Origin of the sequence: Winogradskyella psychrotolerans (assembly GCF_018860565.1) — a bacterium.
Lineage (GTDB): Bacteria > Bacteroidota > Bacteroidia > Flavobacteriales > Flavobacteriaceae > Winogradskyella > Winogradskyella damuponensis.
Window position 1 is genome coordinate 309,650 of record NZ_JAHKPS010000029.1, and the last position, 23,880, is coordinate 333,529.

34 protein-coding genes and 1 tRNA gene are annotated in these 23,880 nt (G+C 34.0%); 34 read left to right on the forward strand and 1 reads right to left on the reverse strand.

Features of this window, described 5'->3' with window-relative positions; all coding sequences use genetic code 11:
- Positions 1-14: 14 nt before the first annotated feature.
- From KO504_RS16775 to KO504_RS16815, 9 genes are all read left to right on the forward strand, one after another.
- Entirely contained in the window at positions 15-1,925 is a 1,911-nt protein-coding gene (locus KO504_RS16775; protein ID WP_215928808.1) for an ABC-F family ATP-binding cassette domain-containing protein, read from the forward strand.
- A 73-nt stretch (positions 1,926-1,998) separates the two neighbouring features.
- A complete protein-coding gene (locus KO504_RS16780) occupies positions 1,999-3,138 on the forward strand; it encodes an efflux RND transporter periplasmic adaptor subunit (RefSeq protein WP_215928810.1) in 1,140 nt (379 codons plus the stop codon).
- Complete coding sequence (locus KO504_RS16785) at positions 3,138-6,335, forward strand: efflux RND transporter permease subunit (protein ID WP_215928812.1); 3,198 nt, start codon at positions 3,138-3,140, stop codon at positions 6,333-6,335. Before KO504_RS16780 ends, KO504_RS16785 begins: the two co-directional genes overlap by 1 nt.
- Positions 6,325-7,644: a TolC family protein gene (locus KO504_RS16790; protein ID WP_215928814.1), complete on the forward strand. Its 1,320-nt coding sequence runs from the start codon at positions 6,325-6,327 to the stop codon at positions 7,642-7,644. The genes KO504_RS16785 and KO504_RS16790 overlap by 11 nt, the downstream gene beginning before the upstream one ends.
- An 11-nt stretch (positions 7,645-7,655) precedes the next feature.
- Positions 7,656-7,838: a CPXCG motif-containing cysteine-rich protein gene (locus tag KO504_RS16795; protein WP_215928816.1), complete on the forward strand. Its 183-nt coding sequence runs from the start codon at positions 7,656-7,658 to the stop codon at positions 7,836-7,838.
- A gap of 134 nt (positions 7,839-7,972) precedes the next feature.
- Positions 7,973-8,821, forward strand: coding sequence for a leucine-rich repeat domain-containing protein (locus KO504_RS16800; protein WP_215928818.1), 849 nt, complete (start codon positions 7,973-7,975; stop codon positions 8,819-8,821).
- Positions 8,822-8,985: 164 nt separating this feature from the next.
- Positions 8,986-9,058 (forward strand) — tRNA-Met (locus KO504_RS16805).
- Positions 9,059-9,112: 54 nt separating this feature from the next.
- Positions 9,113-10,417, forward strand: a complete 1,305-nt coding sequence (locus KO504_RS16810; protein WP_215928820.1) for a tyrosine-type recombinase/integrase — start codon at positions 9,113-9,115, stop codon at positions 10,415-10,417.
- Positions 10,418-10,421: 4 nt separating this feature from the next.
- On the forward strand, positions 10,422-10,751 hold the full coding sequence (locus tag KO504_RS16815; protein WP_215928822.1) for a hypothetical protein: 330 nt from the start codon (positions 10,422-10,424) through the stop codon (positions 10,749-10,751).
- 499 nt (positions 10,752-11,250) lie between these two features.
- Here KO504_RS16815 and KO504_RS16820 read toward each other — a convergent pair whose 3' ends face one another.
- Positions 11,251-11,958: a S24 family peptidase gene (locus KO504_RS16820; protein ID WP_252723727.1), complete on the reverse strand. Its 708-nt coding sequence runs from the start codon at positions 11,956-11,958 to the stop codon at positions 11,251-11,253.
- 78 nt (positions 11,959-12,036) lie between these two features.
- Between KO504_RS16820 and KO504_RS16825 the strand changes: the two genes are divergently transcribed.
- The 25 genes from KO504_RS16825 to KO504_RS16945 all read left to right on the forward strand — a co-directional run bounded on the left by KO504_RS16825 (position 12,037) and on the right by KO504_RS16945 (position 23,864).
- Entirely contained in the window at positions 12,037-12,240 is a 204-nt protein-coding gene (locus KO504_RS16825) for a hypothetical protein (RefSeq protein ID WP_215928823.1), read from the forward strand.
- Between the two features lie 10 nt (positions 12,241-12,250).
- On the forward strand, positions 12,251-14,239 hold the full coding sequence (locus KO504_RS16830; protein WP_215928825.1) for a hypothetical protein: 1,989 nt from the start codon (positions 12,251-12,253) through the stop codon (positions 14,237-14,239).
- Between the two features lie 22 nt (positions 14,240-14,261).
- Positions 14,262-15,104 (forward strand): AAA family ATPase, encoded by an 843-nt coding sequence (locus tag KO504_RS16835; protein ID WP_215928827.1) that lies wholly within the window; start codon positions 14,262-14,264, stop codon positions 15,102-15,104.
- A 22-nt stretch (positions 15,105-15,126) separates the two neighbouring features.
- The gene (locus KO504_RS16840) at positions 15,127-15,768 is read left to right on the forward strand and encodes an AAA family ATPase (RefSeq protein ID WP_215928829.1); all 642 of its coding nucleotides are present in this window, start codon (positions 15,127-15,129) and stop codon (positions 15,766-15,768) included.
- Positions 15,769-15,772: 4 nt separating this feature from the next.
- Positions 15,773-16,120, forward strand: coding sequence for a hypothetical protein (locus tag KO504_RS16845; RefSeq protein WP_215928831.1), 348 nt, complete (start codon positions 15,773-15,775; stop codon positions 16,118-16,120).
- Between the two features lie 4 nt (positions 16,121-16,124).
- Positions 16,125-16,421, forward strand: coding sequence for a hypothetical protein (locus tag KO504_RS16850; protein WP_215928833.1), 297 nt, complete (start codon positions 16,125-16,127; stop codon positions 16,419-16,421).
- A 49-nt stretch (positions 16,422-16,470) separates the two neighbouring features.
- Positions 16,471-16,710 (forward strand): hypothetical protein, encoded by a 240-nt coding sequence (locus KO504_RS16855; protein WP_215928835.1) that lies wholly within the window; start codon positions 16,471-16,473, stop codon positions 16,708-16,710.
- Between the two features lie 8 nt (positions 16,711-16,718).
- Positions 16,719-16,913 carry a hypothetical protein gene (locus KO504_RS16860; RefSeq protein ID WP_215928837.1) on the forward strand — a complete coding sequence of 65 codons (195 nt, stop codon included), beginning with the start codon at positions 16,719-16,721 and terminating at the stop codon, positions 16,911-16,913.
- Between the two features lie 10 nt (positions 16,914-16,923).
- Positions 16,924-17,580, forward strand: a complete 657-nt coding sequence (locus KO504_RS16865) for a hypothetical protein (RefSeq protein WP_215928839.1) — start codon at positions 16,924-16,926, stop codon at positions 17,578-17,580.
- A gap of 2 nt (positions 17,581-17,582) precedes the next feature.
- The gene (locus KO504_RS16870) at positions 17,583-17,765 is read left to right on the forward strand and encodes a hypothetical protein (protein ID WP_215928841.1); all 183 of its coding nucleotides are present in this window, start codon (positions 17,583-17,585) and stop codon (positions 17,763-17,765) included.
- A gap of 297 nt (positions 17,766-18,062) precedes the next feature.
- Positions 18,063-18,473 (forward strand): hypothetical protein, encoded by a 411-nt coding sequence (locus KO504_RS16875; RefSeq protein WP_215928843.1) that lies wholly within the window; start codon positions 18,063-18,065, stop codon positions 18,471-18,473.
- Positions 18,470-18,721 (forward strand): hypothetical protein, encoded by a 252-nt coding sequence (locus tag KO504_RS16880; protein WP_215928845.1) that lies wholly within the window; start codon positions 18,470-18,472, stop codon positions 18,719-18,721. Before KO504_RS16875 ends, KO504_RS16880 begins: the two co-directional genes overlap by 4 nt.
- Positions 18,722-18,746: 25 nt before the next feature.
- The gene (locus tag KO504_RS16885; RefSeq protein ID WP_215928847.1) at positions 18,747-19,061 is read left to right on the forward strand and encodes a hypothetical protein; all 315 of its coding nucleotides are present in this window, start codon (positions 18,747-18,749) and stop codon (positions 19,059-19,061) included.
- 1 nt (position 19,062) lies between these two features.
- On the forward strand, positions 19,063-19,509 hold the full coding sequence (locus KO504_RS16890; RefSeq protein ID WP_215928849.1) for a hypothetical protein: 447 nt from the start codon (positions 19,063-19,065) through the stop codon (positions 19,507-19,509).
- 2 nt (positions 19,510-19,511) lie between these two features.
- Entirely contained in the window at positions 19,512-20,249 is a 738-nt protein-coding gene (locus tag KO504_RS16895) for a hypothetical protein (RefSeq protein ID WP_215928851.1), read from the forward strand.
- A complete protein-coding gene (locus KO504_RS16900; RefSeq protein WP_215928853.1) occupies positions 20,246-20,677 on the forward strand; it encodes a hypothetical protein in 432 nt (143 codons plus the stop codon). Before KO504_RS16895 ends, KO504_RS16900 begins: the two co-directional genes overlap by 4 nt.
- Positions 20,677-20,925, forward strand: coding sequence for a hypothetical protein (locus KO504_RS16905; protein ID WP_215928855.1), 249 nt, complete (start codon positions 20,677-20,679; stop codon positions 20,923-20,925). The genes KO504_RS16900 and KO504_RS16905 overlap by 1 nt, the downstream gene beginning before the upstream one ends.
- Positions 20,922-21,266 carry a DUF7220 family protein gene (locus tag KO504_RS16910; protein ID WP_215928856.1) on the forward strand — a complete coding sequence of 115 codons (345 nt, stop codon included), beginning with the start codon at positions 20,922-20,924 and terminating at the stop codon, positions 21,264-21,266. The genes KO504_RS16905 and KO504_RS16910 overlap by 4 nt, the downstream gene beginning before the upstream one ends.
- Before the next feature lie 232 nt (positions 21,267-21,498).
- Positions 21,499-21,741 (forward strand): hypothetical protein, encoded by a 243-nt coding sequence (locus KO504_RS16915; protein WP_215928872.1) that lies wholly within the window; start codon positions 21,499-21,501, stop codon positions 21,739-21,741.
- A gap of 312 nt (positions 21,742-22,053) precedes the next feature.
- Complete coding sequence (locus tag KO504_RS16920) at positions 22,054-22,572, forward strand: hypothetical protein (protein ID WP_215928874.1); 519 nt, start codon at positions 22,054-22,056, stop codon at positions 22,570-22,572.
- Positions 22,569-22,799, forward strand: coding sequence for a hypothetical protein (locus KO504_RS16925; RefSeq protein ID WP_215928876.1), 231 nt, complete (start codon positions 22,569-22,571; stop codon positions 22,797-22,799). The genes KO504_RS16920 and KO504_RS16925 overlap by 4 nt, the downstream gene beginning before the upstream one ends.
- Complete coding sequence (locus KO504_RS16930; protein ID WP_215928878.1) at positions 22,792-23,052, forward strand: hypothetical protein; 261 nt, start codon at positions 22,792-22,794, stop codon at positions 23,050-23,052. Before KO504_RS16925 ends, KO504_RS16930 begins: the two co-directional genes overlap by 8 nt.
- Positions 23,053-23,089: 37 nt before the next feature.
- A complete protein-coding gene (locus KO504_RS16935; RefSeq protein WP_215928880.1) occupies positions 23,090-23,335 on the forward strand; it encodes a hypothetical protein in 246 nt (81 codons plus the stop codon).
- A gap of 84 nt (positions 23,336-23,419) precedes the next feature.
- Positions 23,420-23,602 carry a hypothetical protein gene (locus KO504_RS16940; protein ID WP_215928882.1) on the forward strand — a complete coding sequence of 61 codons (183 nt, stop codon included), beginning with the start codon at positions 23,420-23,422 and terminating at the stop codon, positions 23,600-23,602.
- A 16-nt stretch (positions 23,603-23,618) separates the two neighbouring features.
- Positions 23,619-23,864, forward strand: a complete 246-nt coding sequence (locus tag KO504_RS16945; protein WP_215928884.1) for a hypothetical protein — start codon at positions 23,619-23,621, stop codon at positions 23,862-23,864.
- Positions 23,865-23,880: the final 16 nt, after the last annotated feature.

The following is a 23,880-nucleotide window of genomic DNA, read 5'->3' on the forward strand; positions in this document are numbered from 1 at the left end:
TATTCAAAAAACTTATGCTAAATATCCATAATCTTTCTATATCATTTCAAGGAGAATACCTTTTTGAAGAAATTACATTTAAACTCGGTCTTGGAGATCGTATTGGTTTAATTGGTAAAAATGGAGCAGGTAAATCTACTATGCTTCGAATTTTGTCAAAAGAACAAGAAGCTGATTCTGGTCAAATTGCAGCAGATAAGGATATGAAAATCGGGTTTTTAAAGCAAGATATTGACTTCGATTTAGGTAAAACAGTATTAGAAGAATCCTATCAAGCATTTAAAGAGATTAAAAAATGTGAAGCGCAGCTTGAAGAAATTAACACGCAATTAGCTGAGCGCACAGATTACGAAAGTGAATCCTATCATCAATTAATGGTTGATTTGAATGATGTTCAGCATCAATACGAAATTTTAGGAGGTTACAATTACCAAGGAGAGACAGAGAAAATTCTTCAAGGATTAGGTTTTAAACGTGAAGATTTTAATAAACTAACAGATACATTCTCCGGTGGTTGGAGAATGCGAATTGAATTAGCAAAACTTCTACTTCAAAATAATGACTTATTACTTTTAGATGAGCCTACTAACCACTTGGATATTGAGTCTATTATTTGGTTAGAAAACTTTTTAAAAGGTTATAGTGGTGCTGTAGTCATTGTATCTCACGATAAAATGTTTTTAGACAATGTTACCAATCGTACCATTGAAATTTCATTAGGTAGAATCTACGATTACAATAAGCCTTACACCAAATTTTTAGCTTTGCGTAAGGAAATGAAGGTTCAGCAATTAGCAGCTCAAAAAAATCAAGAGAAGAAGATTGAACAAACCGAAAAGCTTATTGAAAAGTTTAGAGCTAAAGCATCTAAGGCGACAATGGCGCAATCGCTGATTAAAAAATTAGATAAGATTGATCGTATTGAAGTTGATGAAGATGATAACAGTGTAATGTCCTTAAATTTTCCAGTTTCTATTACACCAGGAAAAGTGGTTGTAGAATTAGAAAATGTGTCTAAACGTTATGGCGATTTACAAGTATTGCATAATGTAAATTTAGCAGTGCCACGTGATATTAAAACCGCATTTGTTGGGCAAAATGGACAAGGGAAATCAACTTTAGCAAAAATTATTGTTGGAGAACTTGAACACGAAGGTAAACTAACTTTAGGGCATAACGTTCAAATTGGTTATTTCGCACAAAATCAAGCAGAGTATTTAGACGGAAATAAAACGGTTTTAGACACCATGATTGATGCGGCAAATGAAACCAATAGAAGTAAAGTTAGAGATATTTTAGGGTCTTTCTTGTTTAGAGGAGAAGAAGCAGAAAAATATGTAAGAGTCCTTTCTGGTGGAGAGCGAAATCGCTTGGCTTTAGCTAAGCTATTATTGCAGCCACTAAATGTGCTTATTATGGATGAGCCTACGAATCACTTAGATATTAAATCTAAAAACGTATTAAAAGAAGCGTTGACAAAGTTTGAAGGCACCTTAATATTAGTCTCCCACGATAGAGATTTTCTTCAAGGTTTGACGGATACTGTTTACGAATTTAAAGATCAAAATATAAAAGAATATCTAGGCGATATTGATTTTTATTTAGAACAACGTAATCTTGAAAACTTAAGAGAAGCTGAAAAGAGAACTGTAGTAGAAGACAAACCAAAGGAAAGCAATAAGAAAAGTTACGAAGATCAGAAAAAATTAAAATCGTTAAATAATAGGTTGAGCAATATTGAATCTAAAATCAATCAGCTAGAAAAAGATATTAAAGCTGATGATGTAAAATTGGCAACAGATTATGATAATACAGCTTCAGATCCTAAATTTTTTGATGAATATCAAGCAAAGAAAAAGGCTTTAGAGAAATTAATGAGCGACTGGGAAGCGGTTCAGTTTGAGCTCGATGAGATTTCTAGTTAATAATTAAGATTTTTTTAACGGCTTCACTTAGCTATAAAGTTAGCTTTGTAAATTATTGACGACCAACGAGCTTATGTTAAGAAAAATTATTTTATCCGTTTTAGGAGTTGCATTAATAATAGGTGCAATTATTTATGCTAATTATCTTATAGATAACAAACACAAACCAAAACCTGTTATACCTAAAGTGGTTAAAACGGTTCTTGTAGACACTGTTAAAAATACAACAGTACCTATTGTGATTACAGCGAATGGAAATCTTACTGCTTTGCAACGTGTTGAGTTGTATTCTGAAGTTCAAGGATTATTTAAAATAGGTTCAAAGCTTTTTAAACCAGGTCAGAAATTCAATAAAGGAGAAACATTAATTCGTATAGATGCCTCAGAATACTACGCGAGTGTTCAATCTGCTAAAAGTACTTTATATAATAGTATTGCTGCTATAATGCCAGATTTGCGTTTAGATTTTTCAGATGTATTTCAAAAATGGCAAACGTATTTAAATAGCTTTGATTTAAATAAAACAACACCAAAACTTCCAGAAATCTCTAACGAAAAAGAAAATTACTTTATAACAGGTAGAGGTATTGTGAGTGCGTATTATAATGTTAAAAACCTAGAACAGCGTTTAACAAAATACAGAATTACAGCACCATTTTCAGGGATATTAACCGAAGCCTTAGTTACTGAAGGTACCTTAGTGCGAAATGGCCAGAAATTAGGAGAATTTATTAACCCTTCAGTTTACGAAATGGAAGTGGCTATTAGTAAATCTTTTGCCGATGTTTTAAAAGAAGGCGAAGACGTTACACTTACCAGTTTAGATAATAGTAAAACTTATAAAGGTAAAGTTTCTAGAGTTAATGGAAGTATAGATGCAACTACACAAACTATAACGGCTTATATCGAAGTTAAACATTCAGACCTTAAAGAAGGTATGTATCTTGAAGCAAATTTGAATGCTGAAAAGGTTGAGAATGCTATAGAAATTGACAGAAACTTGTTGTTAGATAGTCAAGAAATATATGTGGTTAACGATAGTTTACTTGATGTAATAGCAGTGAAACCAGTACACTTTTCTAATGCAAAAGTTATTTTAAAGGATGTGCCAAATGGGACTATAATTTTAAGAAAACCTGTGCCTGGTGCTTATGCCGGAATGCATGTTAAAGCAGCAAAAGGCAATACTGTAACTTCTGATTCTATTCAATAATGAGAAAATTAATTGAATATTTTATAAGGTATCATGTTGCAGTAAATATTTTTATTATAGCATTTATTGTCTTTGGTACTATTGGCGCTTTATCTTTAAAATCGTCATTCTTTCCGCTTACAGAGTCTAAAATTATCAATATTAATATTGCTTACCCCGGTGCTTCGCCTCAAGAAATTGAAGAAGGCATTGTACTTCAAATTGAGGATAACCTAAAAGGACTTAAAGGGGTTGATTGCGTAACGTCAACATCGCGTGAAAATAGTGGAAGTATTACGGTAGAAATTGAAAAAGGAGAGAGTTTAGACTTTATGCTTCTTGAAGTGAAGAATGCAGTAGACCGTGTACCATCGTTTCCAACGGGTATGGAGCCGTTAGTAGTTTCTAAGCAAGAAGCAGTGCGAGAAACGATTTCTTTTGCAATTAGTGGAAAAGACATTCCTTTAGTAACACTCAATCAATTAGCACGCCAAGTAGAAACAGATTTACGAGCAATTGATGGTATTTCTCAAATTGAAATCTCAGGATTTCCCGAGGAAGAAATTGAAATAGCCGTTAATGAACTCGATTTATTAGCTTATAACCTTACGTTTAATGAGGTGGCAGCAGCTGTCACTAATGCCAATATTTTAGTTACTGGTGGTAATGTAAAAACGGTTGCAGAGGAGTATTTAATCAGAGCGAATAACAAACAATATTACGGTAGCGAGCTCTCTAATATTATTGTAAGAGCGTCTTCGGACGGAAAAGTAATTCGTTTAAAAGACATTGCGGTCATTAGAGATCGTTTTTCTGAAACACCAAATGCGACCTATTTTAATCAAGAGTTGGCTGTTAACATTTCGATTACAAGTACTAATAATGAAGATTTAATTACATCAGCAGATAAAATAAATGCCTATATAGAAGAGTACAATCAAAAGTATACTAATATAAGGTTAGATGTGGTTCGAGATTTATCTGTGACCTTAAAACAAAGAACCCAATTATTAGCGGAAAATGCTATTGTTGGTATGATTCTGGTTTTAGTGTTTTTATCGATATTTCTAAATACACGTTTGGCATTATGGGTGGCTTTTGGTCTGCCTATTTCATTTTTAGGGATGTTTATATTTGCCGCTCAATTTGACGTCACTATTAATGTATTGTCGCTTTTTGGAATGATTATCGTTATTGGTATTTTGGTGGATGATGGTATTGTAATTGCTGAGAACATCTATCAGCATTACGAAAAAGGAAAAAGTCCAATTCAAGCGGCTATCGATGGTACTATGGAAGTTATTCCGCCTGTGGTATCTGCAATTATTACGACGCTTTTAGCCTTTTCTTTGTTTTTCTTTTTAGATAGTAGAATCGGTGAGTTTTTTAGTGAAGTTGCCGTTATTGTAATCTTAACATTAGTGGTGTCTTTAGTAGAAGCGCTAATTATCTTACCAGCTCACTTAGCACATTCTAAAGCGCTAAGAGCTCAGAAGGTTGATGAAAATCCTTCAAAAATAAAACAGTTTTTCTCATTTATGAGAGCTATTAATAACGGTGGAGATCGGCTAATGTCTTTTTTACGAGATAGGGTGTATACACCTATTTTAAATCGTGTGTTAAAATTTAAATTATTCTCATTAGGTGTTTTTGTTGCTTTGCTAGTATTAACACTTGGGTCGCTTGGTGGAGGTGTGATAGGTGTTACGATGTTTCCGAGAGTCGCTAGTGATGCTGCCAATATAGAACTAGTAATGCCTGCAGGAACGAATGTAAAAATTACTGATTCTATTATTTCTATGATAGAAGAGAAAGCATTTATTGTAAATGAAGAACTAACAGAGAAATTTCTTAAAGGTACTGGTAAACAATTATTTGAAAATACGATAGTAGAAATTAGTAGTAGTTCTAGTGCGAGATTAAGAATTAATTTATTACCAGGAGAAGAACGTCCAGACGACATAAAATCAGATTTAGTTACTAATAGATTAGAAGAATTAGTAGGCCCTGTAATAGGTACAGAACGATTAATTTATGGTTCAGGAGGAAACTTTGGTGGTAGTCCTGTATCAGTTTCTTTATTAAGTAATAATATTGAAGAATTAAAAGCGTCCAAATTAGAGCTTAAAAAGTATCTGGAATCAAATCCATTACTTAAGGATATTGGTGATAATGATCCTGCTGGTATAAAGGAAATCCGATTAGAGTTAAAAGAAAGTGCCTATTTATTGGGACTTGATTTAAGAACCGTAATGGCTCAGGTGCGTTCAGGATTTTTTGGTGCGCAAGCACAGCGTTTTCAGCGTGGACAAGATGAAATTAAAGTTTGGGTGCGTTACGATAGAGAAAATAGAAGTTCTATTAACGATTTAGACGCTATGCGTATTGTAACACCAACAGGCGAACGTGTAACATTAAAAGATATTGCAAGTTACAGTATTGCTAGAGGTGATGTTGCTATAAATCACCTTGAAGGTAAACGAGAAATACAAGTGTATGCAGATCTAAAAGATCCGAGTACAAGTGCCACAGATATCATGGATGATATTAAAACTGTTTTTATACCACAGTTACAATCTAAGCATCCAACTATAAATGCTTCTTATGAGGGACAGAATAGAGAAAAAGATAAATTAGTTGGTTCTTTAGGTGTAGCAGGTCCTATTATTTTAATATTAATTTATATCACGATTGCATTTACATTTAGAAGTTACTCACAACCGTTTTTACTTCTTTTATTAATTCCGTTTAGTTTAACAGCTGTAGCTTGGGGACATTGGTTGTTAGATTTTCAAGTTAATATTTTATCCCTTTTAGGGATTATAGCTTTAATTGGTATTATGGTGAATGATGGTTTAGTTTTAATAGGTAAATTCAATAGCAATCTTAGAGAAGGTATGGCTTTTGACTTGGCATTGTCTGAAGCAGGGAAGTCACGGTTTAGAGCTATTTTCTTAACTTCATTAACAACTATTGCTGGTTTAGCACCATTGTTATTAGAGAAAAGTAGACAAGCACAATTTTTAAAGCCTATGGCTATTTCTATTTCTTTCGGAATTGCGTATGCAACGGTTTTAACCTTATTGGTTTTGCCATTATTTTTATCATTTAGCAATAGTATTAAACAAGGAGGTAAATGGTTAGCTACAGGAAATAAGGTGACTAAAGAAGAAGTAGAACGTGCTATAAAAGAACAAAATGAAGCAAATGAACATTAAAAATATACTTGCATTTCTGTTTTTTGCTTACTGTATTGGTTTGCAAGCACAAGAAGTTTTAACTAAAGAGCAGGCCGTTTCTTTAGCTTTAGAAAATAATTATGGTGTAAAAATTGCTAAAAATGCAGTTGCAGTTGCAGAGAATAATACCAATATTCTTAATACAGGTTTTTTGCCTACACTTACAGGTAATGCAGGTGCAAACTATAATTTAGACAATACTGAAGCCGAATTTTCTGATGGTAGGCCAGATGCCGTTTTAAATGGTGCAGAAAGTTCTAATTATAATGCCAGTTTGAGTTTGAATTACACCCTTTTTGATGGTTTAGGCAGACGTTATAATTATAAACGGTTAAAAGAGCAATATCAATTGTCAGAACTACAAGCTAGAGAGACTATAGAAACAACTATACTTCAACTATTTTCAGTGTATTATAATGTGGCTCAGCTTTCAGATAATCTAAATGCATTAGAAGAAACTTTGAATAATACTAAAGATAGATTAATAAGAGCAGAATATCAGTTTGAATACGGTCAGAGTACCAAGTTAGAGGTGTTAAATGCAGAGGTGGATATTAACACAGATAGTATTAATATTATTAATATCAAACAAGATTTAAAAATTGCTAAGCGTGATTTAAAATTAGTTTTGGGAGATGTTTATTCCAATGATTTTAATGTTGAAACAGACGTTGAGTTTGCGCTTCAATTTCATAAAGATAGTTTATTTGAAAAAGCAAAGTCTCGAAATATAGCATTGCTTCAAACAGAAAAAAATATTTTAATTAGTCAACTTGATATTAGTTCTGGTAAATCTGCTTATCTACCAACAGTTGGGTTGTCGGGAACTTATGGCTGGAACAAAAATAATAATAATGCAGTGGCACTTTTAGCGGTTTCTACAAACACAGGTTTGTCTGCGGGTTTAAATTTAAGTTGGAATCTGTTTGATGGAGGGGCAACCATAACACGTGTAAAAAACGCTAAGATAAATCTTGAAACCCAAAAGCTTCAAAAAGAAAATATTTTACTTAATATAGAACGAGACTTCAATAATGCTTGGGATAATTACCAGAATAAGCTTAAAATTTATAATATTCAAGAAAAGAATATTGTAACGGCTCAAAATAACTTTGATCGTACACAAGAAAAATTCAAAATAGGACAAGTTAATTCTATTGAATTTAGACAAGCACAAGTAAATTTACTTAATGCCGAATTAAGTCGAAATCAGGCAAAATTTGCTGCCAAATTATCTGAGTTAGAGGTGCTACAAATTAGTGGAGAATTATTGAATATTCAGTTTTAAATTGAAATACAATGCATGAACATTTTTTTCAATGTCCTTATTGTTGGGAGCAAATTTCAATGCTAATCGATGTCTCTCAAAAGCATCAAAAATATATTGAAGATTGTGAAATTTGTTGTAACCCAATCCAAGTTTCAGTTGTTGTTGAAAGACAGGATATTATAAGTTTTTTAGCTGAAAATATAGAACAGTGAAAATAGTTATAGTGCACGTTTTTAGGAGTTTATGTATTTTGAACATGTAGTTCATCGAAAAAAGTTGCAGTTTGTAGTCATAGTTACTATATTCGTACTGTTATTGTGTCCCTCCACAAAAAACTCTACTAGCCATGAAGACACTAAAAATAACACTATTATTCTGCTTAATATCAGTACTCTCGTATGCCAATGTTTCTCAGGATCAAAAAACAGCATTGGTAGATTTATATACTGCAACCAATGGTGATTCTTGGAATCATTCATGGGATTTAAAACAACCCGTTTCAAAATGGTACGGACTTACTTTAGAAGGCGATAATGTTGTTGGAATAAACTTAAGTTTTAATAACTTAATAGGAAATCTTCCAGAGTCAATTTCAAACTTAACACATTTAAAAGTTCTTAATTTATCATTCAATAAATTAGAAGGAGAATTACCAGTAACTATAGTAAACATGATTAGTTTAGAAGAGTTAAAGTTATTCTCAAATAAATTTAATGGTGCTATACCTTCAGATATAGGAGCTTTAACTAATTTAAAATCTTTAGAACTATTTAATAATGATTTTTTTGGAGAGATTCCGTCATCTATAGGAAATCTAACTAAATTAGAAAGCTTAATTTTAAGTAGTAATTTACTTATGGGTAGATTACCTAGCACCATATCTAAGTTAAAATCTTTAAAAGTATTAAGTGTTTTTGATAATAATCTATTAGGAACAATTCCAAAGTCAATAGGTGAATTAACCCAATTAGAAGAATTGGTACTATCAAATAATGGATTTTATGGAAACCTGCCAGGAGTATTAGTAGAATTAAAAAGCTTGAAAACTTTATTATTAAGTAACAATAAATTTGAAGGTAATTATGCTGTTTTAAAAGAGAAATTACCAAACATTGTAGATTTTGATTTAGACGAATCAAATTTAAATGAAGGAGTCTTGGCGACTTTAGATGACGAAGAAAACGATGATGATTAATCATTATCAGGATTAAAATAATAGCGCTCAAAATAAATTTGAGCGTTTTTTTTTGTTTAGTCTTTCATAGTTTAAAAAAAGTATTATCTTTGCAGTCCTAAAATGATTGAGTCGGCATTATGAACCGAAAGTTAAAAGCTAAGAAAATCATTTTAAGATTAAATCGCGGGATAGAGCAGTAGGTAGCTCGTCGGGCTCATAACCCGAAGGTCACTGGTTCGAGTCCAGTTCCCGCTACTAAGTAGAATTGCTTAAAACAGACGGTTTAGTTCACGCTAAGCCGTTTTTTTTATGTCTAATTTGAACAGAATTCTTACATTTGAACACGAAAGTGAACACGATTTAGAACACAATCTCCCATTGAAGAATTTATTTTCCATACCAAAAATTTATACAGGCAAAGGTGATTTGAGCAAACGCTGGTATGTCTATTTTTCTTATCGCAATCCTAAAACAGGAAAATTGCAACGTATGCAAAATGTTTATGGAAAAGCGAATAAATATACCACTAAAGAAGATCGTCTTTTTGTATTAACGGTATATAAACGAACCTTACTCAAACTACTAAAAGAAGGATTTAATCCCTTTGAAGATAATACAGCCTTGTTAGCCAAACGAAAAGGCGATTTTAAACCATCTAAGGCATCACAATATTCAGGAGTTGATACTACTAAAGAAAAGGAAGCGAGTGTGCCTATTATGTCTATAAAGGAAGCCTTTGACTTTGGATTAAAGCTCAAAGAAAAGTTATTAAGCAAAACCACTAAGCGAGCCTATGAGAATAGAATCAAGAATTTTTTAAAATGGGTTGAAGATGTGCATCCAGAAATAAGCACGATAGATAAAGTTGATAGAAAACTTGTTACACAGTTTTTAAACCATGTACTTGTAAATACAAGTGCGCGAAACCGCAACAATTTTAGAGTTGATTTAAGTAGCTTAATACAAGTTTTGGAAGATAATGATATCGTGGCTACGAATTTCATGAAACGGATTCCAGTATTAAAAAGCATACCACAACGAAATAAAACGTATAGTAATGAAAAGCAAGAAGAAATCTATACATTTCTTGAAAAACAAGATGCCTTGTTACTGTTGTACATTAAATTTATCTCTTATAATTTTTTGAGACCTATCGAAGTTTGTCGATTAAAAGTAGGTGATATTGACCTAAAAAATAAGTTAATAAAGTTTAAAGCTAAAAACAGTCCTTTAAAAACAAAAATTATTCCAGATTTACTAATTAATGATTTGCCTGATCTATCTAAAATGGACAAGTCGTTATGTTTATTTACCCCAGAGCAGATAGGAGGCAAGTGGGAAACCGATGTAGATAATAAACGAGATTACTTTTCTAAGCGTTTTAAAAAAGTGGTTAAAGATCCTTTTGGACTTGGTAAAGATTATGGTTTATATAGTTTCAGACATACCTATATTACAAAACTGTACCGCGCTTTGGTAAAAGGTTCTTCACCGTTTGAAGCTAAAAGTAAACTTATGTTAATCACAGGTCATTCATCGATGTCAGCCCTTCAAAAATATCTTAGAGATATTGACGCGGAGTTACCCGAAGATTATTCAGAACACATAAAATAGAGCTATGGAGCTGGACAAATTATTTACCGAGCTATGGAAGAATCTATATAAATCTTTTGTGTTTTATATACCATCACGATTGTTGCCAGATTTAGAGCATAACAAGGCCTTAAATACAGTTGTTTTAATTGATAGCAAAGGGTTTGATAGCGAATTATTAAATGATGAGTCCTCTCATTATCAGATATTGGGTAAAGCGATGATTTTAAATGATAACATCTTTAAGCTTATCGATCAAAGTGAACGCTTACCAAAGCATAAGTTTGATTTTTTTTTAGAGAAGTATTTAGAACATGTACGGGGGATAAAACAAATAGTACACACAAACAAATAATAAAAAGGTTCAAAAAAGGTCGGTTTTAAAAGGGGTTCGAGCGTTTTTATCTATTTTTGGTATAAAAAACAAAATGTACAAAAGTATAATTTGTCCATCATTGCTCTATCATTAATTTAAAAGCAAATATAGCCATTATAAACATAACTATCATTATTAGCCTTAAATAGCGTTATAACTACTATTTAAGGCTTTTTTAATGCGTCCATATAAGGTTTAAATTAGTTTAATTTAAGTCAGCAGATCAAAACTATAAAAATAAACAAAAATCAATAGGATGGACAATAGGATGGACAATAGGATGGACAAAAACACAAATCAAATAATGTTTTATACTTGTTATAAATGACAGAAAAAAGGGTAAAACGACAAAATTATAGTTTAAGGCATAGGGATAATGCATGTAAAAAATAATAACACACAAACGTATATGTTTGATTTACTGCGATTTAACACGTAATCATTTGCTTTTATGCTTAAATAACGATGTATGTTTTGTTTAATGCATTGAATTAATTCGAATGCTAGCCTTTATGAGAGCCATAGCTCTTACCTTTTTTAACTTGACATCTTTAGGTTGATGATGCTGGTTTTGAGAAACCAATTTAATATAGTCGTCACCTTTATCAGATTTCTGCACATACTTCACGCTAACATACTCTTCACCAGCAACCTCTACGGATACGAGGTACATTTCTCCCCAGAAGACATCATTTTGAAAGTCTTGTATTTTTTTATAGGCCACAATATCACCACTCTTTAATAACGGATACATACTATCTCCAGTTACATATAGTGCACCATCACATTTAGGTAGGTTCGGAATACTAATGGTATCAATAGGCCTTTGATCTGAATTGTTTTGAAATAAATTAACCAAACCTGCTGTTGCTTCAATATTATACAAAGGAATAGACTGCTCTTCGTAGTTTTTGTCAGTCCTTAGTTTATATACAGTTGTGTTTTCGTTTAACTGTTTGTTATTCGGGCTGTTCTTCATCTGTAAGTCTAAATCATCGTTAAAAACCGTGTTTAAATCAAAGTCTTTTGCTATTAAAAAATCAATATACTTATTTGGTATAAATTTTTTATTACCAGATTCTAATAACGAAACATCCTTCTGAGTAACGCCCACAGCCTTTGCAAACTGGGACTGATTAAGCCTCAGGCGCTCTCTACTTTGCTTTATTTTTTCAAACGATTTCATCTGCAATATTCAAAAAAGGTATAATTTTATTTTGTATTATACTTTTTTGGTATATATTTGTTTAAATATTTGAACCAAATGTACACAAAAAAATTTATAGCCCTCACTGTAGATCAAATAAAACGAGTAAATGCTAGTGCTCTAGCTAAAACTTTCGATTGTTCATCTTCATACGTATCTAGAATTCTAAAATCTACAGAATTGCCTTCTAATGAAAAGGCACAAAAAATATTAAAAGCAGCTAAAGAGATAGTTGATCATTACGAATCTATTAATTCATAATACAATCATTATGTACGAAAACTATTTAAATACTATAGGTATTGATCAAGAGGTTTTTTACGAACACTTGTCAATTCTAAGTTATGACAATTTCCAGAAATGGGTGCAACGCGGTAAACTAAAGCGTATTCGTACTAAAGGTCGTGGCCGCACTGGTCTAATAGACTTCGCCTCAATTCCAGAAGACCTAAAGAATCTTATAATTAGAACCTTTGGTAATCCTTATCTTAAAGATGATCGCCAAACCTTCACTAACCAACTTACTACAGATCATGCTGCTATCGAATTTTATAAACAATACCAATACGAAGATGGCAGAGGCATAGCCAATAACAAGCAAGCCCAATATATCTGCGAAGCCGAAATACTAAACCTATACAACGAAATCATTTCAAACTACGAGGTTAAAGTACAAGAGCAACGCAGAAAATCGAACAAAGGCAGCCTGAAAAAGAAACTCTCAAGCATCATTAACGATCTTAAATCAGAATGCTACCCTAACACACAAACCAAACGCTATCCTCATAAGCTACCTTCTAACGTGCGTGCGCTAGACAGAAAAGCAGCAGGTTACAGCGAAGAGGGCTACGACTTCCTAGTTCACAAAAACGCAGGAAACAAAGCCGCTCAAAAAATCAAAGGCGACGTAGCTAAGTGGCTATTAGCGCAATATTCAATGCCAAATAAAATAGTGGTACCAGTACTACACTCTTTATACAACCGTGAAGCTCAAATAAAAGGATGGCCAGAGCTTTCTGAGTCTGCCATCTACAAATGGTTATACGAGCCACAGCAGGAAAAAGTATGGTTAGTCTCTAGAGACATTACAGCCTACAAAAACAAATACGGCCATAAACTAGTAAGAGACAAAGAGCAATGGTTCCCTAATGCATACTGGGCAATTGATGGCTCTAAAATTGACTGGATGCACTATTACGACAACCAACTTGGTGCAGCAGCTAAATTTAAAATAGATCCTGTAATAGATGTCTATTCCGAAAAGATCATAGGCTGGTCTTTCTCAGAAACTGAAAACCACATAGACCATTTTAATGCCGTTAAAATGGCGTTTAACACCGCGCAATCAAGACCGTATTTATTTACATACGATGGCCAGTCTGGACACACTTCAAAACGTATGCAAGAACTATACGGCAAAATGGTAGCCAAAAAAGGTGGTGCACACTACAGACACGCAGCATACGAGCACAGCTCACCTGTAGAAGGCATCTTTAACAGACTACAACAGCAAGTGGTAAACTACTGGTGGTTCTCAGATAAACAATCTGTAACTGTCAGAATGGAAAAGAATAAGCCAAATATGGACTTCATTCTAGATAATAAAGACAAACTACCAACCCAAGACAAACTATTAAAAGCATGGGAGCTTTGTGTAGAAGAATGGAACGCCGCTAAGCACCCTAAATACAACAAATCTCGTAACGAGGTGTACGCAGAGGAGCAACTAATGAAAGAAGAGGTTAACTACCTAGACATGATAGATATGTTCTGGGTGTACACACCAGACACTGTTACTTATAAAGCAGATGGTATAAAAGTGCAAATCGCAAACGAAAAATACCACTTCGAGGTGTACAACGTCAATAACGAAATAGATCTAAGATTCCGTGAGCGTTGGGTAAACAAAAAATTCTTTGTTAAGTACGATCCAGACAACCTAGACAACTACGTGTCGCTTTATCTAAAATTACCAAATGGCGATAAGCAATTTGTAGCAGATGCACAGCCAGTACGTAAGCAACAGCAAGTACCAATCTTAATGCAACCAGGCGATAAAGAGCAATGGCAAAAAGATTATCAAGTACGTAAAGTCGAAGAAACCGCTGCTAAAAAGCAAATAGAACAAATCCAAAGAGAAACTGGTATCACACCAGAGCAATTAATAGCAGATCAAGAACTAAAAATAAAGTTCGGTGGCAAACTACCAAAGCAACAACGCAGCGATGTAGAAGCCGACTCTTTTTATCACAGAATGTAATAACCCTTTAATCCATTAAAGTATGAAAGCAGAATTTAAACTACAAGTAGCAAACGAGCTCACAGCACTTTGCCAAGCATCAAGCCAAGCGCACATGGCTAAATTACTAGAAGTCTCAACAGCAATAGTAAGTCAAGTCATTAATAATAACTGGAAGCTTATCAGTAACGAAATGTGGCGCATTATTCAAAAACGCCTATTTATAGATTTCGAGTGGAAAACAGTGGCTATTAATAACTTCAAACTGGTAACACATTTTTTAAACACAGCAAAAAGCCAAGGTATAAGTGTTGCGATTTCAGATACTGCAGGTAAATCTAAAAGCGAAACTTTCAAATACTTCTGGAAGCAAAACATAAACAACACCATATATGTGCAATGTAAAACTAGCTGGACGAAAAAGACATACCTAAAGGCATTACTTACTGCAGCAGGACAAGAAAATTATGGTAAAACCGAAGAGCTGCTAAACCGTTTCATTAAACACCTCATGTCGTTGGAACATCCAATGGTAATACTAGACCAGGCAGATAAGCTAAAAGATCCACAATTAGACCTCTTTATGGACTTCTACAACGATTTAAACGGACACTGTGGCTTTATGATCTCTGGAGTAAAAGCCTTAGAAAAACGAATATTAAAAGGTGTACAGCACAAAAGAGTGGGTTACGAAGAGTTTTATAGCCGTATAGGTCGCAAGTTCATAGAGCTAGACCACATCACATTAAACGATGTAACGCTTATATGTAGAGCTAACGGTGTTGAAGACGAAGCCGAAATAACCTACATATACAACAATTGCGAGGACGATTTAAGACGTGTAAGACGAGACATAGACATATATAAACTAAAACAAACAGCATAACACATTTTAAAATCCCTCAAAATTGGCAAAATTAAGAAAAGCAATATCAGTAGATCAGCTGCTTTCTACCAAGTTCATTGAAATACCTCTAACAGGTCGGTTTAGAGAATTATTAGGAAGACCAGAGGAAGGTGGTACCATCTTCATCAAAGGAAAATCTGGTCACGGTAAAACAACCTTTATCCTGCAGCTCTGCAAAGAGTTTTCAAAATTTGGCAAAGTCCTTTACAACTCACTAGAGGAAGGAGCCCGAAAATCTATGCAAGAGGCAGTATTAGAGCAAAACCTTACCAAAGACGAAGCCAAGCGCATCAACTTTCTGCACAGAGAACCAATGCCAGAAATGAGAAGGCGACTTAAAAAGTCTAGAGGTTTGCGATTTGTAGTCATAGATTCTGTGCAATACGCATTTATGACAGCCAAAGACTATAAAGAAATGCAAGCCGAAAACCCTAAAATAAAATTCATCATTAACAGTCATGTACTCGGCAAAAATGCAGTAGGCTCGTTAGCCAGATACATTGAGTATGATGCCGATCAGAAAATAGACGTCGAAGGCTTCAAAGCATTTTCCAGAAGCCGAGCATCTAGAGGTAAACTAACAACACCTTATGTCATTTGGCACGAAGGAGCTGAAAATTATTGGAACGATTTAAAACTTTAAAACAATGAAAAATCCATTGACACAATTACTACAATGCACCACGCATCAAATAGAAATGCTAATGTTTACACATTACATGTACTGGTGTGAAATACACTGCACCAACGACGACGAGCTACAGTTACTCTTAGCCAACACCATGCTCTTTAATTGGTGGTATAAGGAATATTATAAGCTACAGCAAAACTTCGTCAATATAGCAGAACCATTTAACTCAGTAGCCTCAAAACGAGAAATGGAAAACCTCTATAAAGCCGAAACCATTAAAATAAGAGACATATACCCTAAGCCCTTATTAACGCTGGTAAAAAAACAAAAACAACACATTATAGGTAACGCTCAATTTAACTAATACCATGACTAAAGGCACTTACATAAATCACCTGTTAAACATCCTCGCTTACGATAGCATTATAGAACTACTAAGCATCGCAGAGCGTTATTGGTTGCATAGAGAGATTATCACTAATTACGGTACCATCACCACAGAAGCGCGTGTAAGTAAAACGCCAGAAGGTAGCATTCTAAGAGTTAGCGAGAAAATAATAGACAGAAACTGGCAACGCCCAGAGCTACGTTACAACAGCTTTAGAGAATTAGAAGAGTATAAAGATTATCACTGGCAACCATTTAACATCCTAGACCATGTGTAGCATTTATCATATAGAAGTCATAGATCCAATAACAATAAAACCAAAAAGCATGTCAACAATAGCATTTCACGCCCTCTCAGAATGTCTCATAAATCTATTTCCAAACACAAAACCAAAAATCTTAACAGATCCCGATGGTAATATAGAAGAGGCAAAAGTATTTGTTACCGAAAAAATAACATATACCGATTGCGAATCACTGCTAAAAATAGCAGCAGACCACGAGTTAGACTTCGCCATAAAGTCAACAGGAGCAACACACGGAATACTAGTAAAATTTAATAAATAATAGGAACAATGAGTATTAAGCAGAAAAACGTTCAACAACTCGGATTTGAAATAGCTGTTTTATTAGCTAACGTAGGAGTCACTGACTTTGAAATGAGTGTAAAAGAAGAAAAAGTAAATGTTGTATTCAATGAAGACGAAGTGCTCTTAGAGCAAATTGAAAATGTAACTGAAGATATAAAATTAATAACAGAACAACTTTAAAACAAATCCAATGAACACACAAACAGAAACATTAGACCTCTCAAAACTATCAGCTAAAGACTTAAAAGCCGAGTTAGACCGCAGAGAAAAAGCCGAAAAAGTAAAAGCAGCCAAAGAGCGTACAGACTACGAGGCAGACAATGAGCATTTTTTAATGCAAACTGTTGGCAAATTCCAACAATTAAAGTCAGAGTTAAAACAACTAAAATACTACACCATTAAAGAAGCAAACAAGCTGTACCACCGCATGTATGCTATTAACGAAAAAGAAGCACCAGAGGTTAACACCTTCTCGCGTATCAATAAAGCGCAAACCATTAAAATCACGGTAGACCGCCAGGACAAAATGAAGTTTACAGACGAAGCTTCAGTACACATCAACGCCATTAAAGACATCTTTAAATCAAAGTTTGAAGACCGTAACAAAGGCATGTACAAAATTATGGATGGTCTGCTCATTAAAGGCTCTAAAGGGGAGTATGATCCTAAGCTACTAGCCAAAGCACGCAGACAAGTAAGAGAACTTGGCTACGAAGATCTAATTGTTGAGTTCGATAAGTTAGACGAATGCCAAATTGTAGAAGGCACGTCACTTTACTGTAGAGCTTACATTAAAAACGATGCTGGCAAATGGGAAGATGTATCACTTAATTTTTCAAGTCTTTAATCATGGCCATACACATCCAACAAACCAAAGACAACGAAGTGCTAGTAAACAATAAACTAGTTCAAAAGGACATGAACGACAACTGGGTAGAGAAAATAGAACTCACCACAAACGAGCGTAAAGCATTTTATAACCACATTAACGCAAATAACCTCAAGGATGTAACCGATAACAAAAAGCCGTAGTCGCGGTTGATGCGGTCTGCATGTAACTACTACACGTCCTAGAGGGCCATGATAGTTGGTAATTATATAGCGTGTAGTAAATTATAAAGCGGAGGTTACACTAAGCCATAAGCCGTAAATGCAGACAAAGACACAACAGGCTGGTTTTTAAAACTAGTGAACGAGATTTTTTACCAGCCTGTTTTTAATTCTAAAACCCCAAACCTATGTCACAATTTCACCTCTCATTAATTCTAGCTGCAGTTATGGTTATAAGCATGCTGCTTATAGGCTACAAACTATTAAAGCATAAGTAAAATGACACAATCCACATCACAACAACGTAGAGACCTCTACAAGCTATTTGGCTATTGCAAAGATGCCGAGACCATGCACGTACAACACATTACCAATGGTAAATTCAAAACAGCCAAAGATCTTACAATTGCACAAGCCAATGCATTAAAAAAGAAACTGGTTACCAATTGGGCTTATTTTAATAAAGACAACCAACAACACAAGTATATTCTAAGTCTTATGCTGCAATTAGGTTGGTCAAATATTCATCCAACATGCGGAGAAGTCGCAGATATGTATCGTCTTTCCAGTTTTCTAAAATCTAAACGCTCACCAGTACCAAAACCACTGCAAGAAATGACACCTGCAGAAACAAGCAAACTAATAAGCTGCTTAGAATCAATGGTAACTAAATCGTATAGTAAGCCATGACACAGACAATTATAATAATAGCGTTACTTCTATTTTTTACAGGTATAGCAATCATTGGCTTTATAGCGCATTTCTGTTTCGATGATACAGATGCAGATCTCTACTGGGAAGATAACTACAGCACCATAGATTGCCCACACCTACACATTACAGATGTTGTAGAAGAGGCATTTGCCAACTACGAGCTTATTGGTACCTATTGTATGGACTGTGGCGAACGAGTAAGCCAACGCCAAGACGGATTTTAAAAACAAACCACTTAATTTTTAAGTTATGATAATTCCAAAGATTGAAATAAAAATCACTGCCAATGAACTCAAAGAAGCCTATGCAGCACTAGATTATGAAATGCCAAACATTCCATACACAGGCGAAAAAGCACAAACCATGAAATCGTACTACAGCTTGTTAGAAGCAGTACGTATAAAACTGGCTAAAAAAGTACTATCTCACAAAGACAAGCAAAAACCATTTAAGCTGTCTCTGCATTTTTTTGAAGCCAACTGTATTCACAAAACAATGTTAGTAATAGAGCTATCACATTATGCTCAGAACTTCTTTAATAAACTAGATCAAAAAATAGTATAGCATGCAAGCATTAACAACATACACAGTAACAGGAACCAACACCAATATTGTATGGGTTTTTAAATACCATTTAAACGGCCTTTTAGCAGAGTTTAAACTACTAGAAGGCGAGCTAGACGATAAGCAAGTAAGATGGCTCTTTATCCTTGGTAAATTTCCATACAGAGAAGACCAAATAAAAGGCTGGAAAGCCATTAAGAACTTTAAAATAGAAATAGGTGAGCCAGATCTAAGCTTCGAGATGTTTTACAACGCCTACAATCACAAAATAAAGAAAATAGACACTCAGAAGTTCTGGGAAAACATGTCCATTAAAGACAAAAAAGCAGCTATCCAGTACATACCAACCTACAACAAGTACCTACAACGCAAACATGTAGAAAAAGCAAATCCGCATCGCTATCTCAACAAACGCTATTGGGAAGATAACCATGCTAGTATTCATTAATTATGGCAACAAAAGGAAAATATAATAAAATCATCTTTTCACCAGAAGACATTGCCTATTTAAAAGCCAATTTTAAAACAAAGACCAACAGGCAAATTTCAGATGCACTAGGTTTAAAAATGACAAGAGTAAGAACCAAAGCCTACGAGCTTGGTTTAAAACGTATGGAATTACAACGTTGGACACCAGAGCAGGTGCAATTTCTTAAAGACAACTATAAAACCATTGGTGATACCGAACTAGCAGAAATATTTACTACTAAATGGGAAAAGCCTAAAGGATGGACTAAAAAGCATATTGAAAAAAAGAGACGTTACCTAAAGCTAAAGCGTACAAAAACCGAACTGCAAAACATACACAATCGTAATGTGAAGAAAGGTAGGTTTAGTATGTGTGCAGCTCACATGTGGAAAACTATAGGTCAAGCACCAATCGGTGAAATAAGAATATGGCACACTGAGCATAATACACCATTTCTGGTAATTAAACAAAAAAACGGATTTGTGCATTATAACCGATGGTTATGGAAAAAGCACAAAGGCAGCATACCAAAAAACATGAATGTTGTAGTAAAAGAGAACGCAGACCGCACTAATTACGCTATCAAAGATTTAGAGCTTTTAACTAACGCTCAATTAGCCTTAAGAAACTCAAAAAACCGAGTACCACCAGAATTTAAAGAAACACAAAAACTATTAAAAGAATTAAATAAAATCATTAATAAATCCAAAAGAAAATGAATACAGAACACCAAATACAGTTAGAAGCTTTAGTTAACAACACTTACAACTACAAAGGAAAAACACTCAATATCAAATCATTTAAACAAGTTAGTGGTACATACGTTATATTAACCTCTGGCCAAACGCTAACCTGCTATCCTTCAGAATTAGAATCACTAATCAAGCAATTAGTGTTGGTAGAGTCATATCAAGCAGTAGCACCACCATCGCAAACAGGTAAGGTTCCAGAAGTCCCTGTGCAATTCACTTATCAAAAATCTAATACGCACATAAAGTTAGAAAACGCATTGTCTACAGTATTAGACGAAGTGCAAAAAGAAGAAAAAGCCATTCCTAAAGCCAAAGCCCTCTGTGAAATTGCTAATGCAATGATAAATGTCGAAAAACAACAATTAGCCTTCTTAAAAGCTACAAAGCAGATATAATGGCAGCACCAGACACCTTAAAAACAGCTTCAGAGATAGCCGCAATCTTAGTTAATGCTAACTGCTCATGGAAAGAAGCACAAGATATCGTAAAGAGTATAAACTACGAGTTTAAAAAGCAAACCATTATTCCTTTAGTAAAAAAAGGATTAAACGACTGGAATATCTCTCAAAAAACAGGAATAGCTCCAGCCTCAGTTGGCTATATAACCACTGAGTATTGGAAACAAAAACAACAGAACAAATGAGCCAATCCAAAAAACAATCCTTCACAGAAGCTCTAAGTAATACAGCTGTAGGCTTTATAGTAAGTTACATCAGTACCTTTTTAATATTTCCTGCAGTAGGTTTTGAAAGTAGTCCTGGTAAAAATCTTATCATCACCATTTACTTCACCATAGTAAGCATATTACGAGGTTATGTAATCCGTAGATGGTTTAATAACAAAGATGTGGAACCAAAAGACGAGTATGTAAAAAAAACAGATGGTACACTAATCGAAAGGTATTGTTATGACTGTGAAATAGAAATGCCAATTAAATGTGATGGAATAATAACATACTGTAGTAATTGCGGTTTAAAACATTAATACATGAAAAATACAACCCACATAATTAAGGAAGTAAATCGAGATTACAAACCTAAAAAAACTAGGCTACAAAAACGCAAAGAATTAAGAGCTAAAACAAAATCTAAAAAAAACAAAAAGCGATAATCATGACACTAAGATTTAGCAATTATCTACAACGGTTTGGCTATGAAATCGTTTTAATGTTTTATAGCCTTTGTTATATATCTGGCACTTAAATACACAAAATATTATGATACACACGACAATTGGATTATACGCAAACGGTAGCTTTAAAATTAATGGCGTGCTACCTGAACACTTAACAGACCATATACAATACAATTTAGATATGCGACCAGGTCGTAGCTTCTTTGTAGATGGCAAATGCAAAAACAAAGGATACCATACTGACCAAGAAATAAAGGAATTTGAAGAAAGGATTAAAAACGACATTAAATTTAAAGCGGTTAAATGCACAGCACCTTACGTTTAAGTGCTTGTATATAACACCAAGCTATGAAGCTGTTGTGAGGCACGAGCAATAGTTTATAGCGACTGTTGTAAATAGTTGTTTTTTAATACTTCACAACGGATAATTAACCTTATGCCGTTATTAAAGCATATCATATCAATAAATTTTATATATTTGCTAACGAGAACACGAAACAAGAGCAATCTTGATTCAATTTTATTAACGATAGCGAAAGCCACACCAAGGTTCACCCCATGAAAAGCGGGTAATCCGATTCTTGTAATCGTGTTCTCAAACCTAAAGTGTGGCTTTTGTGTATAATAACTTTTCGATATGAGAACAGAAAAGAACGCTGGCAAGCTTAATATGCAAGTTACAGAAGGTTTGGCTGTAGCAGTCTATCCAAACCATGAACATGAGTTTTTATTACCTACTAAAGAAGTCGCTTTGGGTTATGGTTCAAGTGCGTATTCAATAAGAATGGCAAAAAAAAGACATTCAGATGAATTGATTGAGGGAAAACATTTTTTGAGCAACGTAACAATTTGTCACGGTGCCTCAAAAGGTTCATCAAGAGCGACAATGTGGACCAAAAGAGGTATTGTTCGTTTAGGCTTTTTTATAAAAAGTGAGCGTGCTAAACTATTTAGAGATTGGGCAGAGGATTTAATTATTAAAGTAGACGAACATAAAGATTTGTTTGGCCAAATTGCGTCTACACCACCAAAATTACCTCAAAAACGTAATCATAACCGTTTAACGCAGGCAAGACTTGTAGATTTAATGGCAGATGTAGTGCGTATAGAAAACGCAGACCTTCGTCTTAGTATCACTAAAAAACTAGGACTATGAAACCAACAAATTATTACCACAGTAAAGCTGCACTTACAAAAGCAGCGCAATTACATAGTGCAATAAGTAGTAAACATTGGTTTATACGCACTAAGCTACCATGTAACCACGATGTATTTGCTAATAAAAAAGCAGTATTGCTATTAGAAGGCAATACCTTAGTACAACGCTTGGTGCAGTGCAACACATGTAACCAATATTATAAGGAAGGAGGCTCTAATGGATAATTACAGAAACCCAATTGGCTTTAAGGTTACAGACAATAAACTAAGCCCAGAAAGCACCACGCAGAAAGCCAATCAAGAACTTCGTAATGATGCTAAAACTATGGCGCTCTTAAAAATTGCAGGTCTTATAGATAAGAAAATGAATGAGATGTCTACAGGTGGTTTAAAGCATCAAGAATTCTCTAAGTATTATTCTACCGATATTTTGCAACAGCTCAACAAAGTTTATATAAAACATTACGAGCCTATTTAATTATTTTGTAAGTTTAATTTTTAAAAATCAATATATTATGAAAAAACTATTATTAATTGCCTTGTTATTTGCATTTTCATGTTCCGGTAAATCTGCATCTAATGTAGAAGTAGGAATGTCACCAGAAAAAGTTATTGAAGTAGCTGGTGAGCCCAAAAACAAAAGTAAGATGTTTGGTGCCGAAATGTATTTCTATGAAGACCATGTTATTGTTATAGAAAAAGACAAGGTTAAATCTATAAAAACAATGGAAGAGTATGGCAAAGCCCTCGAAAATTTATAGTGAACTTAAAAAGCCTCTTAATTGAGGCTTTTTTGTGTTAAAACTGCTTTTGGAAAAATAAGAAATTTCTATTTTCTTTGTACTATGGCTGTTAAACCTAGAACAAACGAATTTTACGAAGCAATAAGATCTGAGCACGAGCGTCTCATTAATGTAAAAGAGTATGGCGTTCAAAAGTTCTCAGACCATTGGATTAAACAAAAACTAGCCTCTAAGTTTTTTAGAGAAGTTAGAACCATTGAAGATGTAATATTTTATAGAGTATAAAATTCTAAAATAAATAATGGGAATCGTAAAATACACTAACACCAGACAATTCAGCATTACCCAAGCATTAAAGGATGGATGGGGAAAAGAATTTAAAGAGCATGACGAATTTATTGGTTTGAAATTGCAAGATCGTAAAAAACCAAAACATATAGTTACCATTGAAAAAACGGACTGGTATATGGGCATCTTTAGAGTCCATTTTAGTGAAGGCGGTTGGCTTTGCTTTGATCATGCTGTAGAACAATTTAAATGTATTTAAAAGCCTCGTAATTGAG

Coding starts and splice junctions, on each gene's coding strand:
- KO504_RS16775 (WP_215928808.1), top strand. CDS start 15: ATGCTAAATATCCATAATCTTTCTATATCATTTCAAGGAGAATACCTT.
- KO504_RS16780 (WP_215928810.1), top strand. CDS start 1,999: ATGTTAAGAAAAATTATTTTATCCGTTTTAGGAGTTGCATTAATAATA.
- KO504_RS16785 (WP_215928812.1), top strand. CDS start 3,138: ATGAGAAAATTAATTGAATATTTTATAAGGTATCATGTTGCAGTAAAT.
- KO504_RS16790 (WP_215928814.1), top strand. CDS start 6,325: ATGAACATTAAAAATATACTTGCATTTCTGTTTTTTGCTTACTGTATT.
- KO504_RS16795 (WP_215928816.1), top strand. CDS start 7,656: ATGCATGAACATTTTTTTCAATGTCCTTATTGTTGGGAGCAAATTTCA.
- KO504_RS16800 (WP_215928818.1), top strand. CDS start 7,973: ATGAAGACACTAAAAATAACACTATTATTCTGCTTAATATCAGTACTC.
- KO504_RS16810 (WP_215928820.1), top strand. CDS start 9,113: ATGTCTAATTTGAACAGAATTCTTACATTTGAACACGAAAGTGAACAC.
- KO504_RS16815 (WP_215928822.1), top strand. CDS start 10,422: ATGGAGCTGGACAAATTATTTACCGAGCTATGGAAGAATCTATATAAA.
- KO504_RS16820 (WP_252723727.1), bottom strand. CDS start 11,958: ATGAAATCGTTTGAAAAAATAAAGCAAAGTAGAGAGCGCCTGAGGCTT.
- KO504_RS16825 (WP_215928823.1), top strand. CDS start 12,037: ATGTACACAAAAAAATTTATAGCCCTCACTGTAGATCAAATAAAACGA.
- KO504_RS16830 (WP_215928825.1), top strand. CDS start 12,251: ATGTACGAAAACTATTTAAATACTATAGGTATTGATCAAGAGGTTTTT.
- KO504_RS16835 (WP_215928827.1), top strand. CDS start 14,262: ATGAAAGCAGAATTTAAACTACAAGTAGCAAACGAGCTCACAGCACTT.
- KO504_RS16845 (WP_215928831.1), top strand. CDS start 15,773: ATGAAAAATCCATTGACACAATTACTACAATGCACCACGCATCAAATA.
- KO504_RS16850 (WP_215928833.1), top strand. CDS start 16,125: ATGACTAAAGGCACTTACATAAATCACCTGTTAAACATCCTCGCTTAC.
- KO504_RS16855 (WP_215928835.1), top strand. CDS start 16,471: ATGTCAACAATAGCATTTCACGCCCTCTCAGAATGTCTCATAAATCTA.
- KO504_RS16860 (WP_215928837.1), top strand. CDS start 16,719: ATGAGTATTAAGCAGAAAAACGTTCAACAACTCGGATTTGAAATAGCT.
- KO504_RS16865 (WP_215928839.1), top strand. CDS start 16,924: ATGAACACACAAACAGAAACATTAGACCTCTCAAAACTATCAGCTAAA.
- KO504_RS16870 (WP_215928841.1), top strand. CDS start 17,583: ATGGCCATACACATCCAACAAACCAAAGACAACGAAGTGCTAGTAAAC.
- KO504_RS16875 (WP_215928843.1), top strand. CDS start 18,063: ATGACACAATCCACATCACAACAACGTAGAGACCTCTACAAGCTATTT.
- KO504_RS16880 (WP_215928845.1), top strand. CDS start 18,470: ATGACACAGACAATTATAATAATAGCGTTACTTCTATTTTTTACAGGT.
- KO504_RS16885 (WP_215928847.1), top strand. CDS start 18,747: ATGATAATTCCAAAGATTGAAATAAAAATCACTGCCAATGAACTCAAA.
- KO504_RS16890 (WP_215928849.1), top strand. CDS start 19,063: ATGCAAGCATTAACAACATACACAGTAACAGGAACCAACACCAATATT.
- KO504_RS16895 (WP_215928851.1), top strand. CDS start 19,512: ATGGCAACAAAAGGAAAATATAATAAAATCATCTTTTCACCAGAAGAC.
- KO504_RS16900 (WP_215928853.1), top strand. CDS start 20,246: ATGAATACAGAACACCAAATACAGTTAGAAGCTTTAGTTAACAACACT.
- KO504_RS16905 (WP_215928855.1), top strand. CDS start 20,677: ATGGCAGCACCAGACACCTTAAAAACAGCTTCAGAGATAGCCGCAATC.
- KO504_RS16910 (WP_215928856.1), top strand. CDS start 20,922: ATGAGCCAATCCAAAAAACAATCCTTCACAGAAGCTCTAAGTAATACA.
- KO504_RS16915 (WP_215928872.1), top strand. CDS start 21,499: ATGATACACACGACAATTGGATTATACGCAAACGGTAGCTTTAAAATT.
- KO504_RS16920 (WP_215928874.1), top strand. CDS start 22,054: ATGAGAACAGAAAAGAACGCTGGCAAGCTTAATATGCAAGTTACAGAA.
- KO504_RS16925 (WP_215928876.1), top strand. CDS start 22,569: ATGAAACCAACAAATTATTACCACAGTAAAGCTGCACTTACAAAAGCA.
- KO504_RS16930 (WP_215928878.1), top strand. CDS start 22,792: ATGGATAATTACAGAAACCCAATTGGCTTTAAGGTTACAGACAATAAA.
- KO504_RS16935 (WP_215928880.1), top strand. CDS start 23,090: ATGAAAAAACTATTATTAATTGCCTTGTTATTTGCATTTTCATGTTCC.
- KO504_RS16940 (WP_215928882.1), top strand. CDS start 23,420: ATGGCTGTTAAACCTAGAACAAACGAATTTTACGAAGCAATAAGATCT.
- KO504_RS16945 (WP_215928884.1), top strand. CDS start 23,619: ATGGGAATCGTAAAATACACTAACACCAGACAATTCAGCATTACCCAA.